The following is a 15,548-nucleotide window of genomic DNA, read 5'->3' on the forward strand; positions in this document are numbered from 1 at the left end:
ACGCCCGGGACGTCACGCGTCGGGGGCGGTCCGGGGCACGGGCGGTCAGCGGCGCGGGCGCGGCGGCAGCGGGAAGAAGCCGCTGGTGCGCGCCACGTACTCGGCGAAGCCCGGGCGCTGTGCCATGTGGCGCTCCAGCATGGGCTTTCCGCTGCCGTTGATCAGCAGGTAGCTCATCACCAGCGGCGACACCACGGCCACGGCGGCCGACTGCGGGCTGTCGCAGGCGATCAGGAACAGGCCCCACCAGACGCAGAAGTCGCCGAAGTAGTTGGGGTGGCGGGTCCAGCTCCACAGACCGCGGTCCATGACGCGGCCGCGGTTCGCCGGATCGGCCTTGAAGCGGGCGAGCTGGGCGTCGCCGACCGCCTCGAAGAACAGACCGACGGCCCACAGCGCGGTACCCGCCCGGGCGAAGCCCGTGAGCGGCCCGGGAACGTACTGCGCGGCCTGGACGGGCAGCGACACCAGCCACACGAGTGCCCCCTGCAGGAGGTACACCATGCGCAGGGCGTAGCGGTCACGGCTGCCGGGCGCCTTGGCCAGCAGGGCCTCGTAGCGCGGGTCCTCGCCGTGTCCCCGGCCGCGCCGCGCGATGTGCGCGGCCAGCCGCAGTCCCCACACCGAGGTGAGGACGGTGACGAGGACGCGGCGGGCCTCGTCGCCCTCGCCGGCGGACGCCAGGAAGGTGACGAGGGCCACCGCGGTGAAGCCGATCCCCCAGGCGACGTCCACGATCCGGTGCAGGCCCCCGCGGACGGCGACGGCGAAGGTGACGAGCATGACGGCGAACGCGGCGCCGGCCGCGAGGGCGAGGTTCTGGGCGAACGCCCCCCAGGGGAAACCGCTCATGGGGTGGGGGCCTCCTTGGTGAACAGGTACTGCTGGACGTCCAGATAGCCGGAGCGGAATCCGGCTTCGGAGTAGGCGAGGTAGAAGGTCCACATCCGGCGGAAGGTCTCGTCGAAGCCGAGCGCGGCGACCTCGCCGGCCCGTTCGGTGAACCGCTCGCGCCACAGCCGCAGGGTCTCCGCGTAGTGCGCCCCGAAGGCGTCCCTGCGGGTGACGCGCAGCCCGGTGTGGGCGCGGGTCACCTCCTCCACCGCCTCCACGGAGGGCAGCAGACCGCCCGGGAAGACGTACTTCTGGATCCAGGTGAAGGTGTCACGGGAGGCGAGCAGGCGGTCGTGCGGCATGGTGATCGCCTGGAGCGCGGCGCGGCCGCCGGGGGCGAGCCGCGCGTCGAGGGTGGTGAAGTAGACGGGCCAGAACTCCTCTCCGACGGCCTCGATCATCTCGACGCTGACCACGGCGTCGTACGTCCCGGTGGCCTCGCGGTAGTCGCACAGCTCGATGCTCACCCTCTCGTCGAGGCCCGCCTCGCGCACCCGCTCGCGGGCCAGGGCCTGTTGTTCCCGGGAGAGGGTGAGGGTGGTGACCCGGGCACCGCGCGCGGCGGCACGGATCGCCAGCTCGCCCCAGCCGGTGCCGATTTCGAGGAGCCGGGTGCCGGGCCCCACCTCGGCGAGATCCAACAGCCGGTCGATCTTGCGGTGTTGGGCGTCGGCCAGCAGGGACCAGGAGGCGGGGAAGCCGCGGAAAAGGGCCGCCGAATAGCTGAGGGTGTCGTCGAGGAAGAGCGCGAAAAGGTCGTTGGACAGGTCGTAGTGGCGGCTGATGTTGTCGCGGGCACCGGCCGGGGTGTTGCGCTGGACGTCGGGACGGCGCATCGCCCAGAGCCCCCGCAGCCGCTGCAGCGGGGCCGGGATCAGGCGGGCCGCGTCGCCGGCGAGCACGGTGAGCGCGGCCGCCAGGTCCGGCGCGTCCCACTCCCCGGCCATGTAGGACTCGCCGAAGCCGACGAGACCCTGGACACCGATGCGGCGGTGGAAGGCCTCCGGGTCGTGGATCTCGATGACCGGCCCGCCGAGGCCGGCGCGGGTTCCGTCGGCGAACCGCGCCTGGAGCGGCAGCCGTTCGAGTGCCCGGCGCACGACGGCTCGGGTGACGGCGGTGCGGGCCCGTGAGGACGGCGGCGGGGGCACCACGTCCGGCCGGCGGGCCGGGTCGGTGCCCTGCCGGGGGGCCTCGACACGGCAGGACTCGGCTGTCGTCATTTCACTGTCTCCTGGGCTCGTCGGTGCGGGCGGGGCTGGACGGGCAGTCCGCGCAGGTAGAGGCGGATGCCGTGCAGCCGGATGGCGGCGGACACGGCGACGGTGGACCACGGGTGGCGCACCGCCTGACGCAGCAGCGCGCCGGTGGTCGCCGCCTCGCGTGTTCCGCGTACGGTGGCGGTGAAGGGCCGGGTGCCCGCGCGTTCCAGATGCACCGTCAGATCGAGGCGGCTGCCGGGCTCGGGCAGCCGCATGCGGTAGGCGCCGTCGACGGGGAAGAACGGCGACACGTAGAACTCCTTGCGACTCCGCGCGGTCCCGCGGTCGTCGGGGCACAGCAGATAGGAGTGCCGTTCGCCGTAGGTGTTGTGCACCTCGGCGACGACGCAGCGCGCGGTGCCGTCGGCGTCATGGCACCAGTACAGGGTCAGCGGGTTGAAGACATGGCCGAGGACCCGTGCGTGGGCGAGCATCAGCACCGGTCCGCCGCGCAGGTCGACGCCGTGCGAGGCGAGGAAGCGGTCCAGGCCCGCCCGGATGCTCGGTTCGTCGCCGTCGAAGTGGTCCCGGGGGTCGAAGCGGGCCAACGGACGGAGCAAATACGGAAGTTCGGGCGGATGGTCGGGGTCGGTCAACCACATGTACGTCCGGTGGCGGAGCGCGTACCGGGTGGGCGCGGTCCGTATGTGCGCGACCGTGCAGGGATAGAGGGCGGGAGGGCCGGTCACCAGGTCACCCCCAGTGCCTCGGCCGCCTCGACGCCGGACCGGCAGCCGTCCTCGTGGAAGCCCCAGCCGTGGTAGGCGCCGGCGTACGCGGTCACCGGGCTGTTCAGGGCGGGCAGTCGGCGTTGGGCGGCGACCGACTCGGGCGTGTAGACGGGGTGTTCGTACTCCATGCGGGCCAGGACCTGTGCGGGGTCGACGCGGTCCTCGCCGCCGAGCGTGACGACGTAGGTCTCGGGCGCGTCCAGTCGCTGGAGCCGGTTCATGTCGTAGCTGACCCGGACGTGGTCGGCGCCGGTCGCGCAGTCGGGCATCAGGTAGTTCCAGGAGGCCCGTGCCCCGCGGGCGCTCGGCAGCAGTGTCGTGTCGGTGTGCAGGAGGGTGGTGTTGCGCGAGTAGCGGAACGTTCCGAGCACCTCGCGCTCCAGGTCCGTGGGGTCCGCGAGCAGGCGCAGCGCCTGGCCGGGGTGGACGGCGATGACCACGGAGCCGTACGAGGCGGTGGTGCCGTCCTCGGTGGTGATGTCCACCCCGTCGGCGTGGCGGCGCAGGGCCCGGACCGGGGTGGAGGTGTGCACCGCGTCGAGTTCCTTGGCCAGTCGGTCGACGTAGGAGCGGGAGCCGCCGGTCACCGTGCGCCAGACGGGCGAGCCGCTCACCGAGAGCATGCCGTGGTGGTCCATGAAGCGGAACAGGTAGGCGGCCGGGTAGCGGCGGGCCGTGGCCGCGTCGCAGGACCACACCGCCGAGACGAGCGGGGTCATGAAGTGCCGGGTGAAATAGGCCGAGTAGCGCTGCCGGGCGATGAACTCGCCCAGGGTGAGGCCGTCTTCGCCGCCCCGGTCCAGGAGCCGGCGGGCGGCGCGGTGGAACGCCGGCACTTCGGCGAGCATGCGCAGATAGGGTGCGCGCAGCACGCTGCCCGGTCGGGCGAACAGGCCGCCCGGGCCCCGGGCGCCCGCGTACTGGAGTCCGCAGCCCTCGCACCGCACCGACATGCTCATCTCGGACTCCTGGGTGGCGACGCCGAGTTCGGCGAACAGCCGCAACAGGTTGGGGTAGGTGCGGTGGTTGTGCACGATGAAGCCCGAGTCGACGCGGTGCACACGTCCGTCGGACGAGGTCAGGTCGTGGGTGTGGGCGTGTCCGCCGAGCCGGTCGTCCGCCTCGTAGAGGACCACGGGCCGTTCACGGCTGAGCACGTACGCGGCCGTGAGCCCGGACACTCCCCCGCCGATCACGGCCGTACGCCGGAGCGCTCTTCGCCGCTCCTCTCCGGTGCGCCGTACGCCGCCGTCCGGAGCGTTCGCTGACCCCTGCCTCATCGGTTTCCTTCCGCCCGGCTCCCGGTCGGAGCCCTCGGAGGTATTCCGAAGCTGGAGGCCGTTCGGATTGGCCCGGGCACGATCTTCCGTGGACCGGACGGGAGACACGGGATCCGGACGCGGCCGGACACGGAACGCGATCGGGCCGCCGCGCCGGGTGAGGGGCGCGGCGGCCGGCCGGAGGAACGGTCAGTTCACGTCCCGGTCGTGTCCTTCCCAGTACGGCCGGCGCAGCTTGTACTTCTGGAGCTTGCCGGTGGCCGTCCGGGCCAGTTCGCTGCGGAACTCGACCGAGGTCGGCGCCTTGTACCCGGCGAGGCGCTCCTTGCAGTACCCGATCAGCTCGCTCTCCGTCGCCTCCGCGCCCGGAGCGAGGACCACCAGTGCCTTGACGGTCTCGCCCCACTTCTCGTGCGGCACGCCGATGACCGCGACCTCGGCGACCGCCGGATGGCCGAAGAGCGTGTCCTCCACCTCGATCGAGGACACGTTCTCACCCCCCGTGATGATCACGTCCTTCTTGCGGTCACTGATCGTCAGATAGCCGTCCTCGCCGATGGATCCGCCGTCTCCGGTGTGGAACCAGCCGTCGGCCAGGGCCCGTTCGGTCTCGGCGGGCTGCTCCCAGTACCCCTCCAGAACGACGTTGGAGCGCGCGAGGATCTCCCCGTCGGCGGCGGTGCGCAGGGTCACGCCCAGCGCGGGGGCACCGGCGCGCACCAGTTTCTCGGCCCGCGCCTGCGGGTCGAGGCCGTCCCATTCGGCGCGGGTGCGGTTGACGGTGAGCAGCGGCGAGGTCTCGGTGAGGCCGTAGATCTGGATGAACTCCCAGCCCAGCAGGGACTCGACGCGGGCGACGGTCTTCGTGGGCGGCGGCGCGCCGGCGACGATGATGCGGACCCGGTCGCGTCCGGGGATCTCGCCCTCCCAGGACTCGGCGGCGGCCAGCACCGCGTTGACGACGGCCGGGGCCGCGCACATCACCGTCACCCCGTGCTCGGCGACCCGGCGCAGGATCTCCGCCCCGTCGACCTTGCGCAGCGCGATCTGCCGGACGCCGAGGCCCGCCATCGCGAAGGGCATCCCCCAGCCGTTCGCGTGGAACATGGGCAGGGTGTGCAGATAGACATCGCGATCGGTGACGCCGGCGTGCAGGGCGAAGGTCGTGGCGTTGACCCAGATGTTGCGGTGGGTGATCTGCACGCCCTTGGGCCGGGCCGTCGTGCCGCTGGTGTAGTTGATCGTCGCGGTGGCGTTCTCGTCCGCCGCCCAGGGGCGGGGTTCGGCGCCGAACCGGTACAGCTCGGCGTCCGCGGCGGCGCCGAGGGTGAAACGGTGCTTGCAGGCGACCTGGTCGAAGCGGTCGCTCAGTTCGGGGTCGACGAGCAGGACGCTCGCGCCCGAGTGCTCGACGATGTAGTTCACCTCGTCGGCCGTCAGCCGGAAGTTGACCGGCACGAGGACCCGGCCATGACCGCTGACGCCGAAGAACGAGGTGAGCAGCCTGGCGCTGTTGGGCGAGACGACGGCCACGCGCGCGCCGAGCGGGACGCCGAGCGCGTCGAGTCCGGCGGCCTGGGCTCTGGCCAGCTCGCCGACGCGCCGGTAGGTCAGCCCCTCCCAGGGCTCGGCCGGCTGGTCGGGTTCGTCGACGACGCCGAGGCGGTCGCCGTACACGGTGACGGCACGGTCCAGGAAATCAAGGGCTCCGAAGGGGACGAGCATCACGGCCTCCCGGCGATCGGACGATGTCCCCTTTCTATCGTGGTCCCGCCCCCGCGCATCCGGACAACACCCGATCGGTCACCGGCCGTGATGTCCGGATCCATGTGCGTGTCCTCGCCTCCTTGGCCTTCGCCCGCCCGGCACGTCACGATCGTCCGATGGACAGCCGACCGACGTTCGACTTTCCCCGGCCGCTGTGGATCGGCGGGCTGGGGCTGCATCTGCGCGAGTGGTCCGACGACGACGTCGCCGATCTCGTCGCGCTCTACGACGATCCCGAGATCGACCGGTGGACGCCGGTCGTCTCGCCCTTCGACACCGAGGCGGCGCTCGCCTATCTCGCGGCGGCCGAGCAGAAGGGCGCCGAGATGCGGGGCGTGCAGCTGGCCATCACCACGGACGGCGCGCGGCCCCGCGGCGAGATCCTGCTGTTCCCGGGCACGACCGACGACCGGGACGTCGAGCTGGCCTACGGCGTGGGGGCCGCCTACCGGGGCCGGGGGCTCGCGACCCGTGCGGTCCGGCTCGCCGTGGACTTCGCCCACCGTCGCGTCGGCGGCCGGCGCGTCGTGCTGTGCATCGAGGACGGGAACACCGCGAGCGAGGCGGTCGCCAGGGCGACGGGGTTCGTCCTCACCGACGACGAGCCCGTGGTCCGTACGGCGAAGGGCCGGGACGTCGTCCTGCGGACCTGGAACCACGGCCGGGCCGGCGCCCCGCGCCTCGGATGAGGGACCGGGCCGGGCCGGGACACCTGGCCGCCGCACAGGACCGGACCGCCGCACGGGAACCGACCCGTGACACCGGACCGGACCGGTCGCGGGGTGCCCCCGTCGCGGGGTCAGCCCCGCCGCGGGGTCAGCCCCGCCGCGGGGTCAGCCCCGCCGCGGGGTCAGCCCCGCCGCGGGGTCAGGTCGCGGGGCGGCCCGCTCGTGGACCGGCCCGCTCGCTGAGCAGCCCGGTCGCCGGGCCGATCCGTCACGCGCCGGCGGGCTCCGCCTCCGGGGCCGGCGCCGTCAGGTACTCCTCACTGATCTCCTTCGGACCGAAGGGCCACACCTTCTCCAGACGCGCCCAGACGACGAAGGCGACCAGGCCGAGGGCGAGCCAGGCCAGCGACCACTCGATGGGGTGACGGCCCGGGGAGTTCTTGTCCGCGTACCCGTAGATGGTGAGCCAGCCGGCCAGGGCGAGGAAGCTCGGCAGCGGGTAGAGCCACATCCGGTACGGGCGGCGCAGCTCCGACTGCCGTCTGCGCAGCACCGACAGGGCGACGACCTGGGCCAGCGCCTGGACGATCACCATCACGGTGGTCAGCAGCTGGATGAGGGTGGCGAGGTCGGTGTGGCGACCGATCAGGAACCCGATCGCCGTGATGACGCCCATGGTGGCCAGACCGAGGGTCGGGAAGCGGTGCCTGGGGTGCAGTCGGGCGTAGGGGCGGAAGAACACGCGCTCGCGCGCCGCGTCGTAGGGCACTCGCGAGCCGCCGAGCAGCCCGGTGAAGACCGAGGCGAACGCGGTGATCAGGATGAGGACGGTGACCGTGTCGGCGGCGCCCTTGCCCCAGGTCTCCTCCATGACCGCCGAGGCGACCGAGGTGGAGGCGATGTCGCCGGGGTCGGTCATCCGCTTCCAGTCGATGACGCCGAGCGTGCCGATCTGGAGCAACAGGTAGATCGCCATGATGCCGAGGATCGAGTAGACGATGGAGCGCGGCAGGGTGCGGCCCGGGTCCTTGATCTCGGCGCCCATGTACGCGGTGGTGTTGTAGCCGAGGTAGTCGTAGATGCCGATGGTCAGGCCCGCGGCGAAGCCGACCCAGAAGTGGCCGGTGGACAGCGCGAACGCGTGCGCCGGGTAGGTGAAGGCGCGTGCGGCGCTGAAGTCGGTGGCGGCGGCGACGATCACGAGGGCGACCGAGGTGATCATCACGGCCCACATGACGGCGGTGATGCGCGCGATGTGCTCGATCCCCCGCCACAGCAGCAGGACCACGAGGGCGACCATGCCGAGTCCGACGAGATCGCCGGTGGTTCTGCCCATGCCGGGGGCCAGATAGCCGAGGTACTGCACGAAGCCGACCACCCCGGTGGACATGATCAGCGGGATGAAGAGCATGGCCGTCCACACGAACAGGAACGGCATCAGGCGTCCGGTGCGGTACTGGAAGGCCTGGCGCAGATAGACGTAGCTGCCGCCGGAACCGGGCATGGCGGCGCCGAGTTCGGCCCAGACGAGCCCGTCGGTGAGCGCCAGCAGAGCGCCCGCGACGAAACCGATGACGGCCTGCGGGCCGCCGAACGCGGCGACCATGAGCGGAATCGTCACGAACGGCCCGATGCCGCACATCTGGCTCATGTTGATGGCGGTGGCCTGGAACGGGCCGACACGGCGGACGAAGCCGTCGGCGGGTGGCGGAGTACTGGACACGGATCCTCCTCGGGACGAAACGCGCGCAGAAGTACGAGGTGCCGGCCGCCCCGGAAGCGGGCGCCGGATCGAGGGCGGCGGGCGGCCGACCCGCGCCGGACTTTCCTCGGCCCGCCCGGCGAGGCCGACTGGCCGATAAAGTTAAGGAGCCTTACTAACCACGTCAAGGGGGCGTCGTGAATGAGTGAGAAGAGTGCGCCGCCCGTCGGCGGCACTGCGGAACAGCCCGAACAGCCCTGGAACCGCCGCCGGTTGCGCAGCACCAACGAACGGCTGCTCCTCGACCGGCTGCGGGCCCGGGGTGCCGCCTCGCGCGCCCAGCTCGCCCGCGACACGGGGCTGTCCAAGCCGACGGTCTCCAGCGCGCTCGCCGCGCTGGAGGCGGCGGGACTCGTCCGCGAGGCCGGCACTCTGGCGCCCGAACGCGGCCGGGTCGCCGTCCTGTACGCCCCCGACCCCGCCGCCGGGTACGCGCTCGGCATCGACATCGGCCGCGGCTGGCTGCGCGTGGCGGTGGCCGACCTCGACGGCGCGGTGGTCGCGCGCGCCGACGTGCGCAACCGGGCCCGCGCCTCCGGGGCCATGGCCGACCTGGTGGTCGCCACCGCCCGTCAGGTCGTCGCCGACTCCGGCGTCGGGGAGCACGAGGTGGCGCACGCGGTGGTGGGCACACCGGGTGTGTACGACGAGCGGCAGCGCCGGGTGCGGTACGCGATGCACCTGCCCGGATGGGGCCGGGCGGGGCTGTTCGACCGGATGCGCGAGGAGCTGGGCATCCCGCTGGAGGTGCACAACGACGCGAACCTCGCGGCCCTCGGCGAGTACACGTACGGGGTCGGCGCCGGCAGCAGGCTGTTCGCGTACATCATGATCGGCACCGGTCTCGGCATGGGCGTGGTCAGCGAGGGACGGCTGTTCACGGGGGCGCACGGTGGCGCCGGCGAGATCGGCTTCCTCCCCTGGCCGGGCCGGGGGAGGCCCGGGACCCTGGAGGAGGCGGTGTCCGGCGAGGCGGTCGTCCAGGCCGCCCGGCACTTCGGCATGACCGGACAGCTGACCGCGAAGGCCGTCTTCGACGCGGCGCGGGAGGGGCAGGGCCCGGCGGTCGAGGCGGTCCGGCTGGAGGGCGAGCGGATCGCGCACACGGTGGCGGCCGCGACGGCGGTGCTCGATCCCGATCTGGTCGTCCTGGGCGGCGGGGTCGGACACAGCGTCGACCTGCTGCTGGGGCCCGTGCGCGAGACCCTGCACACCCTCACCCCCCTGCGTCCGAGGATCGTGCCCGGCCGTCTGGGCGAGGACGCGGTCCTGCTCGGCGCGGTGGCCACGGCCCTGGGGACGGCGCGCGACGTGGTGTTCGAGCGCAGGTCGGCCTTCTGAGGCGGGGCCGGTCCGGGCGGTCGGACGGCACGAGGGGCGGACCCGGTGGCGGGCCCGCCCCTCGTCCGGCTCCGGCTCAGCTCACGTTGAGCGCGGTGTCGTCGAGGACGAACGACGTCTGGAGCGTGGAGCCCTCGACGCCGGTGAACTTGATCGTGACCGTCTGCCCGGCGTAGGTGGAGCCCAGGCTGAACGTGCGCTGCGTGTACCCGGACGCGGCGTTCAGGTTCGAGTACGTGGCCAGGGTCGACAGCACGGTGCCGCTGCTGTTGAGCACCTGGGCCTTGAGGGTGTCGTACGCCGTGGTCGTGGTCGTCTCGGCCGTGTCCACGTGCAGATAGAAGCTGAGGGTGGCCGAGCAGCCCGAGGGGATGGTCACGGCCTGGGAGAGCGTGTCGGTGTTGGCCGAGCCGTAGCCGTTGAGCCAGGCCTTGTACGAACCGGTGCGGGCCGCCTCGCTGGAGCTGGTGGTGATGACACCGCTGGTGGCGGTCCAGGACGTGGCGCCGGACTCGAAGCCCGGGTTGGCGAGCAGCTGCGCGGCCGTGCAGGTGCCGGTGCCACCGCCGCCACCGCTGCTGCTCGTGCCGGCCAGCCAGTCGGTGGCGTTCAGGGCGAGCGCGGCGTTGGTGGCGCCGGTGTCGTTCCAGCCGTCGTACAGCGTGTTGCCGGACTGACCGGTGCCATCGTCGATCGGTGAACTGTCGCCCCAGAAGGCGACCTTGCCGCTGCCGAAGGTGCTGGTCACGAAGAAGGCGCCGGTGTTCCCGGAGTAACCGGTCCGGTAGACCAGGCCCTTGACGGCCGAGTTGTCGGCCGGCTTGAGCGTGGCCGTGGTCCCGTCGGCGATCAGGCTCTTGGTGACGGTGCCGAACGAGCCGTGCAGGACCGTGTTGGTGCTGTCGCTGATGGCGGTCGGGTAGTCGGAGCCGACGTCCAGCGTGTCGATGGAGAAGCCGAACGGGTCGGTGCTGTCGACGCTGTTGTTGGTCATCAGGTCGTTGAGGACCTCGACCGCGTCATAGCCGTCGCTGTTGCGGTCGGCTCCGGTGTGATCGGAGATCATGAAGAGGCCGCCGCCGTTCTTGACGAACGTCATGATGGCGGTCTTCTCGGCCGTGGTGAACAGCGTGTTGGGCTCGGGCAGCACCAACTCGTCGAAGTTCGCCAGGTCGGTCGCGGCGCTGCCGCCGTAGGTGAGGCTGGAGCCCGAAGGCAGTGTCTTCAGGCTGTAGTCGCCGGTCTTCTGCAGGGCCACGCCCCAGGAAGACAGGGCGCCCGTCCAGGAAGTCTCCGAGGACGGGCTGGAGTTCTGGCCGAGCGGGTCGGGCTGGCTGGTGGAGATGATCCAGTCGGCGTTGCCCGCGGTCTCGGCGTGGCCGTTGTCGAACAGCACCCGGTGGGTGGTGGCCGCGTGGGCGGGCGTGGCGTCCGTGGTGACCTGCAGGGCCGCTGCCGTGATCAGCAGTCCGAGACCGGCGAGGCCGGTGGTGAGTCTGTGGCGGGACCTTCTTGAACCGAGCATCCGTCAAACCTCCGTGACGAGTGGGGATATAGGGGGTTCGAGCGCCAACTCTGCGCGCGTAGACCGAACGTGGGGGGATCTACACGCGTTGAACGATTGAAAGGTACATGGCATTCAGGCTGGGAACCATCAAGCGCGGGCAATAACCGGAAGGGACTGCACCAGGCTCCAGCGGGCAGATGCAGTACAGCGGGAGTCCGACAATGAGGGGCTGACATGGAGATCTCAGGCGTCTTCAGTGCCATCGTCATCGGCATCATCATCGGTGTGCTCGGCCGGCTCGCCGTCCCGGGACGCCAGCGCATCGGCATCCTGTGGACGATCGCGGTCGGCATCGTGGCCGCGTTCATCGGGGCGGGGGTCGCCTCCGCGTTCGGCGTCGCCGACACCAAGGGCGTCGACTGGATCGAGTGGCTCATCCAGATAGGCCTGGCCGCGATGGGCGTGGCGGCACTGGACCGGGCGCGGGGGCGCCACTGAGCGGCGGGCGCGGGGCCGGACGCGGCTGAACGGCTCGGGGCCGGACCCGGCCGGCACGCTCGGGGCCGGACCCGAAGGCCCCGCGGTCGAGGCTGCGCCGTACGGCCGGATCCGCTCCCGGAGCGGTCCCGCCGGTCCGTCGGCGGGAGCGGCGACCGACCAGGACCTACGCGAGAGCGGTGAACGCGGCAGGCCCCCTCACCGGGACACGCCTCCGTTCAGGACGACCTGCCTGATCCCGGACCTGAGGAAGGTGAGCGCCAGTTCGGCCCGGCGGGTGATCCACTGCTCTGTCACGGGGGCGGGCACACCGTAGCGACGCTGTCTGATGTCCTCCACGACGTCGGCAGGAGCGCCCATTTCGGTGAGCACCCCGAGAGCGTCGGCCTTGGTGATCAGCCTGCCGTCCCGCAGCGTCGTCGCCGCCCGGGCCAAAGTCAGCAGGCCGAGGTCGATCCAGATGTCGCGCGTCCACCACTCCGGATGGTCCAAGGCCGGCAGCCAGAAGTTCTCCAGGTCCTGGACGACGAAATCGGCGAGCTGCCCGTCGGTCACCGGTGGCAGGACGCCCGCAGGCGGCGGGCCGTACAGGACCCGGCCGAAGTCGTGCAGTTCACGTCTGGTCACCGGAGTGACCGGTCGGCGCATCAGCTCCTCGTGGGCCCACGTGAGGTGGCGGTGCCCGGGGTCATCCACCTCCGTGACCGCCGGATAGCCGCAATGCAGCTTCGACGCGCACGCGACGCCCCCGACCAGGGCCTGGTGCAACTCTCCGAGTCGCCGTTCCTCCGCCTCCGTGCACGGTCGGCCCACGACCGCGATCAGGTCGAGGTCGCTGCGGCCCGGCTGGTAGTCACCTCCGGCGAGCGACCCGTGCGCCCAGACCGAGATCAGCGGCACGACCGGCCGGAGGGCGCCGACGAAGCGCTCGATGAGCTGTTCGGTGTTCGGATCCGTCATGGGGGCAGTCTGGGCGAAGTTCATGTCCGCCGACAGCACGACCACGTTCGTCGTCGACGGGCCTCTCGACCACGGAGCGGCGGGCCGGGCCCGTCGAATTGCGTTGCGGCGCGCGGGCGTGCGCGGCTACGGTCTGCGGGCTTCACATGCCTGCGCACCTGCCTGCCCCACGTCACGGAGACACCTTGCCGCCGCACATCACGCCGTTGACCGATCCGGACTCCTCCCCGTCGAGCCGGCGTCTGGCCTGGCTGGCCTCGGACGCCGAAGGGGCCCCGGTGGGCTCGGCGTTCCTCCGGCTGTCCGGCAGGAAGGGTCAGGACCACCGCGCCGAGCTGGACATCACGGTGCATCCGGCCGAGCGGCGCACCGGTGTGGGCCGCGCCCTGCTCGAGGCCGCCCTGACCGCCGCGCGGGGCGAGGGACGGCGGTCGCTGGTCGCCCGCGTCCGGGCCGGATCGCCCGGCGGACCGTTCCTCGCGGCACACGGGTTCCGCCCGGTGCTGGCGCTGACGTTCGCCCGCCTCCCGCTGCCGGAGCTGGACCTCGAAGCCGTGACCGAGATCGTGGAACGCCCGCGTCCCGGCTACGAGTTGAGGATTTGGGACGGCGTCGTGCCGCCCGAGCTGGCGCACACCTTCGCCGCGTCCCGGCGGGCCATGGACGACATGCCGATGGAGGACAGTGACCACGCTGTCGACGTCTGGGACGTGGAGCGGGTCGTGGCCGTGGCCGAGGCCGTCCTCGACCGGGGCGACGCGCTGCACACGGTGGCCGTGGTGGACCGGTCGGACGGTTCGATCGCCGGATTCTCGGAACTCGTCGTCCCCGGGGACGGGCGTGGCGACGCCCAGCACTACGGAACGGGTGTCCTGCCCGAGCACCGCGGCCACGGCCTCGGGCTGTGGATGAAGGCGGAGTCGATCCGCGGGGCCCGTCTGCGGTACCCGGAACTCGCCGGCCTGCTGACCGACACGGCCGACAGCAACGCGCACATGATCGGCATCAACGACAGACTCGGCTACCGGCCGACCCACCGGGAGCTGGAGTACCGGCTCGACCTCTGAGGCTTCGGGACAGGGTGCGCCGGTGTCAGGCGGTCGCCCTCAGGGCCGCGAGACCGTCGTAGGCGGACGTGTACGTGGGCGTCCAGCCCAGTTCGCGCTCCGCCTTCGCCGACGACACCCGCAGGTTCGTCCGCATCACGACATGCGCGTACGACAGGGGCCTCATCGTCCACAGCGGTACGGTCATCGGCTTCGGCAGGCCGAACTCCCCGGCCACCGCGCGGACATGGGCCGCGAAGCCCAGCGGCGCGCGGTCGGTGACGTTGTACGCCTCCCCCGGGCGGCCGCGTTCCACCGCGGCGGCCACGGCGCGCGCCGCGTCCGCGAGGTCCACCCACGGCAGGACCCGGCCGTGGTCGTCGGCCACGGGGAGCTGCCTCCTGCGGAGCATGGGCAGCAGGGCGTCGGTGCCGCCCGCGCCGTAGAAGAGCCCGAAGCGCAGCGCGATCCCCTCCAGGCCGGTGGCCTCGAAGGTCAGTCGCTCCTTGATCCGCATGGCCGCGATGTGCCGTTCGAGTTCGGGTGTGGCCCCTTCGGGCCCGAAGGCGTCGGCCTCGGTGACCACCCGGTCCCCGTGGTCGCCGAATCCGTACCCGAAGACCATCGACTCGCTGACGAGCCGGCGTGCGCCGGTGGCCCGCGCGGCCTCGACGAGGTGGGCGGTGCCGTCGACGCGCAGGTCGTCGGTGGCGTGCATGTCGCGGTGGCGCAGGGGCGCCTTGCGCAGCGCGGTCGCGGCCAGCACGACCGTGTCGAAGTGCCGGCCGTCGACGGCCCGCAGCAGCGCGTCACGGTCCGTCACGTCGGCCCGGACGCCGTTCGCGGGGCCTCGGCCGAGGCCGGTGACCTCGTGGCCCGCTTCCGTCAGGGCCCGGGTGATGTGCCGGCCGAGGACTCCGCTCGCGCCGGCCAGGAGAATGCTCTGGTTCGTGGTCATACCGATGCGACGGATCGGGGACCCGCGGATGTGACATCGCCGTCGGCCGCTCCCGCCGCCGGCGCCCGGGGTCACCCCTCGTACTCGTACGGTGTGGTCGTGGTGAGGGGCTGGAAGCCCAGCCGGGTGAGGATGGGCCGGCTCAGGCTGGAGGCGTCGACCTGGACGTAGCGGTAGCCGCGTTCGGCGGCGACACGGGCGCGGTGGGCGACGAGGGCGCGGTAGATGCCCCGGCCCCGCCAGGCCTCGACGGTGCCGCCGCCCCACAGCCCGGCGAACCGGGCCCCCGGCAGGAGTTCCATGCGGGCGGCGCTGACCGGGACGTCGCCGGCGAGGGCCACGACGGCCACGACCGTGTTCGTGTCGCCGGTGAGCTGGGCGAGCAGCTGGTGGCGCAGGCGGGTGCTGTCACCGCCGAAGGCCTGCTCATGGACCTCGGCGACCAGGGCGACGCCCGCGCGGTCGGTGACCGGCAGCAGCCGTACGCCCTCGGGCGGTTCCACGTCGAGGGCCAGACCGCTCAGCTCGGCCACCATCACCGTCTCCTCGGGCTGGGCGGTGAAGCCCGCGGCCCGCAGCCGCTGCCCCAGGTCCTGGGGCCGGTCGTGCCCGTACAGCTTCCACTCGAAGCCGCCCCCGAGCCCGGAGAAGAAGCGCACCTGTTCGGCGATGGCCGCGTCGGCGCCCGTCGCGTCCAGGTCGGACCAGAGCACCCCGTTCCAGCCCTTGTCGGCGCCGACCTGGCGCACCACCTTGCCGACGCGCTCGACACGCGCGCCGGGCGCGTCGGGCCGGGCGCCCTCCCGCATGTCCCGGTCGAACAGCGCCAGTACCGCAGCATGATCCATGGGGTCACTCCAGCACCCCGGGACGA

The 15,548-nt window shown here is 72.3% G+C and carries 14 protein-coding genes; 4 read left to right on the top strand and 10 right to left on the bottom strand.

What is annotated here, in order from left to right; genetic code table 11:
• Positions 1–45: 45 nt before the first annotated feature.
• The 5 genes from ACH4S8_RS33745 to ACH4S8_RS33765 all read right to left on the bottom strand — a co-directional run bounded on the left by ACH4S8_RS33745 (position 46) and on the right by ACH4S8_RS33765 (position 5,892).
• Positions 46–852: a DUF1295 domain-containing protein gene (locus ACH4S8_RS33745; protein ID WP_398400935.1), complete on the bottom strand. Its 807-nt coding sequence runs from the start codon at positions 850–852 to the stop codon at positions 46–48.
• A complete protein-coding gene (locus ACH4S8_RS33750) occupies positions 849–2,117 on the bottom strand; it encodes a class I SAM-dependent methyltransferase (protein ID WP_398400937.1) in 1,269 nt (422 codons plus the stop codon). Before ACH4S8_RS33750 ends, ACH4S8_RS33745 begins: the two co-directional genes overlap by 4 nt.
• Positions 2,114–2,845, bottom strand: a complete 732-nt coding sequence (locus ACH4S8_RS33755; protein WP_398400939.1) for a DUF1365 domain-containing protein — start codon at positions 2,843–2,845, stop codon at positions 2,114–2,116. The genes ACH4S8_RS33750 and ACH4S8_RS33755 overlap by 4 nt, the downstream gene beginning before the upstream one ends.
• Entirely contained in the window at positions 2,842–4,167 is a 1,326-nt protein-coding gene (locus ACH4S8_RS33760) for an NAD(P)/FAD-dependent oxidoreductase (protein WP_398400941.1), read from the bottom strand. The genes ACH4S8_RS33755 and ACH4S8_RS33760 overlap by 4 nt, the downstream gene beginning before the upstream one ends.
• 189 nt (positions 4,168–4,356) lie before the next feature.
• Positions 4,357–5,892: an AMP-binding protein gene (locus ACH4S8_RS33765; protein WP_398400943.1), complete on the bottom strand. Its 1,536-nt coding sequence runs from the start codon at positions 5,890–5,892 to the stop codon at positions 4,357–4,359.
• 158 nt (positions 5,893–6,050) lie between these two features.
• Here ACH4S8_RS33765 and ACH4S8_RS33770 point away from each other — a divergent pair, with 158 nt between their 5' ends.
• Positions 6,051–6,623, top strand: a complete 573-nt coding sequence (locus ACH4S8_RS33770; protein ID WP_398400945.1) for a GNAT family N-acetyltransferase — start codon at positions 6,051–6,053, stop codon at positions 6,621–6,623.
• Positions 6,624–6,870: 247 nt separating this feature from the next.
• Here ACH4S8_RS33770 and ACH4S8_RS33775 read toward each other — a convergent pair whose 3' ends face one another.
• Entirely contained in the window at positions 6,871–8,325 is a 1,455-nt protein-coding gene (locus ACH4S8_RS33775; protein ID WP_398400947.1) for an APC family permease, read from the bottom strand.
• Positions 8,326–8,505: 180 nt separating this feature from the next.
• On the opposite strand from ACH4S8_RS33775, the gene ACH4S8_RS33780 reads away from it, so the two are divergent.
• Complete coding sequence (locus ACH4S8_RS33780) at positions 8,506–9,705, top strand: ROK family protein (RefSeq protein WP_398400949.1); 1,200 nt, start codon at positions 8,506–8,508, stop codon at positions 9,703–9,705.
• Positions 9,706–9,781: 76 nt separating this feature from the next.
• Here ACH4S8_RS33780 and ACH4S8_RS33785 read toward each other — a convergent pair whose 3' ends face one another.
• Positions 9,782–11,230 carry a hydrolase gene (locus tag ACH4S8_RS33785; protein ID WP_398400951.1) on the bottom strand — a complete coding sequence of 483 codons (1,449 nt, stop codon included), beginning with the start codon at positions 11,228–11,230 and terminating at the stop codon, positions 9,782–9,784.
• Positions 11,231–11,446: 216 nt separating this feature from the next.
• On the opposite strand from ACH4S8_RS33785, the gene ACH4S8_RS33790 reads away from it, so the two are divergent.
• Complete coding sequence (locus ACH4S8_RS33790; protein ID WP_398400953.1) at positions 11,447–11,710, top strand: GlsB/YeaQ/YmgE family stress response membrane protein; 264 nt, start codon at positions 11,447–11,449, stop codon at positions 11,708–11,710.
• A 198-nt stretch (positions 11,711–11,908) separates the two neighbouring features.
• Here ACH4S8_RS33790 and ACH4S8_RS33795 read toward each other — a convergent pair whose 3' ends face one another.
• On the bottom strand, positions 11,909–12,670 hold the full coding sequence (locus tag ACH4S8_RS33795; protein WP_398400955.1) for a nucleotidyltransferase: 762 nt from the start codon (positions 12,668–12,670) through the stop codon (positions 11,909–11,911).
• Positions 12,671–12,855: 185 nt separating this feature from the next.
• Between ACH4S8_RS33795 and ACH4S8_RS33800 the strand changes: the two genes are divergently transcribed.
• Positions 12,856–13,737, top strand: a complete 882-nt coding sequence (locus tag ACH4S8_RS33800; RefSeq protein WP_398400957.1) for a GNAT family N-acetyltransferase — start codon at positions 12,856–12,858, stop codon at positions 13,735–13,737.
• Between the two features lie 25 nt (positions 13,738–13,762).
• Here ACH4S8_RS33800 and ACH4S8_RS33805 read toward each other — a convergent pair whose 3' ends face one another.
• Positions 13,763–14,674, bottom strand: coding sequence for an NAD-dependent epimerase/dehydratase family protein (locus ACH4S8_RS33805; protein WP_398400959.1), 912 nt, complete (start codon positions 14,672–14,674; stop codon positions 13,763–13,765).
• A 71-nt stretch (positions 14,675–14,745) separates the two neighbouring features.
• Entirely contained in the window at positions 14,746–15,522 is a 777-nt protein-coding gene (locus ACH4S8_RS33810) for a GNAT family N-acetyltransferase (RefSeq protein ID WP_398400961.1), read from the bottom strand.
• Positions 15,523–15,548: the final 26 nt, after the last annotated feature.

It is taken from the genome of Streptomyces sp. NPDC021080 (genome assembly GCF_044333225.1).
Taxonomy (GTDB): Bacteria; Actinomycetota; Actinomycetes; order Streptomycetales; family Streptomycetaceae; genus Streptomyces.

Bases quoted from the DNA above. Each gene is read 5' to 3' on its own strand.
- ACH4S8_RS33770 (WP_398400945.1), top strand. From the start codon at position 6,051: ATGGACAGCCGACCGACGTTCGACTTTCCCCGGCCGCTGTGGATCGGC.
- ACH4S8_RS33745 (WP_398400935.1), bottom strand. From the start codon at position 852: ATGAGCGGTTTCCCCTGGGGGGCGTTCGCCCAGAACCTCGCCCTCGCG.
- ACH4S8_RS33805 (WP_398400959.1), bottom strand. From the start codon at position 14,674: ATGACCACGAACCAGAGCATTCTCCTGGCCGGCGCGAGCGGAGTCCTC.
- ACH4S8_RS33765 (WP_398400943.1), bottom strand. From the start codon at position 5,892: ATGCTCGTCCCCTTCGGAGCCCTTGATTTCCTGGACCGTGCCGTCACC.
- ACH4S8_RS33810 (WP_398400961.1), bottom strand. From the start codon at position 15,522: ATGGATCATGCTGCGGTACTGGCGCTGTTCGACCGGGACATGCGGGAG.
- ACH4S8_RS33780 (WP_398400949.1), top strand. From the start codon at position 8,506: ATGAGTGAGAAGAGTGCGCCGCCCGTCGGCGGCACTGCGGAACAGCCC.
- ACH4S8_RS33760 (WP_398400941.1), bottom strand. From the start codon at position 4,167: ATGAGGCAGGGGTCAGCGAACGCTCCGGACGGCGGCGTACGGCGCACC.
- ACH4S8_RS33750 (WP_398400937.1), bottom strand. From the start codon at position 2,117: ATGACGACAGCCGAGTCCTGCCGTGTCGAGGCCCCCCGGCAGGGCACC.
- ACH4S8_RS33785 (WP_398400951.1), bottom strand. From the start codon at position 11,230: ATGCTCGGTTCAAGAAGGTCCCGCCACAGACTCACCACCGGCCTCGCC.
- ACH4S8_RS33795 (WP_398400955.1), bottom strand. From the start codon at position 12,670: ATGACGGATCCGAACACCGAACAGCTCATCGAGCGCTTCGTCGGCGCC.
- ACH4S8_RS33790 (WP_398400953.1), top strand. From the start codon at position 11,447: ATGGAGATCTCAGGCGTCTTCAGTGCCATCGTCATCGGCATCATCATC.